We start from the raw sequence: 526 nt of genomic DNA, 5'->3' as shown, positions 1-526 counted from the left end.
CGGTTCGTCTCGCCCAATTATATCGTGCGGGCGAACTAACACCGGTTCACATCCCAAACGAAGACGATGAAGCGTTGAGAGACCTGATTCGATGCCGCGAAGATGCTGTGCAGGATCAATTACGTGCTAAGCATCGCCTCTCGAAATTCTTATTACGTCATGAAATCCGTTTACCCAAAGGAATGAGGAATTGGACAGTAAAACACCGGCGATGGTTAGATACCCTGACCTTTGATCGTTCCTCTTTACGTTTGACCTTCCAAGAGTATTATCATCAGTTGAAGGAGATCGAATCACGCATTTCCCGATTGGAAGAAGAAATTCAACACCAGGCCACCGACAGTATACACGCTCCTATGATTCAAGCTCTTCAAGGGTTAAGAGGCATCGCTTTAATTACAGCTACGAGTCTCGTTGCGGAAATTGGCTCGTTCCAACGTTTCCCCTCTCCCCGTCAATTGATGGCCTATGCCGGTCTGGTCCCTAGCGAATCTTCTAGTGGAGGCCGGCGTAGGCAGGGGGAGGT

General features: G+C 49.0%; 1 protein-coding gene. It reads left to right on the top strand.

Translation table 11 applies throughout. The features are described 5' to 3' along the window. Positions 1 to 526: IS110 family transposase (locus tag LD39_RS21660; protein WP_035554108.1), on the top strand; the 526-nt coding region annotated here is incomplete at both ends.

Origin of the sequence: Halobacillus sp. BBL2006, from assembly GCF_000786645.1 — a bacterium.
In the GTDB taxonomy this organism is placed as follows: domain Bacteria; phylum Bacillota; class Bacilli; order Bacillales; family Halobacillaceae; genus Halobacillus.
Note: the sequence above shows the minus strand (reverse complement) of the source record. Positions and strands in the feature narration are given on the sequence as shown.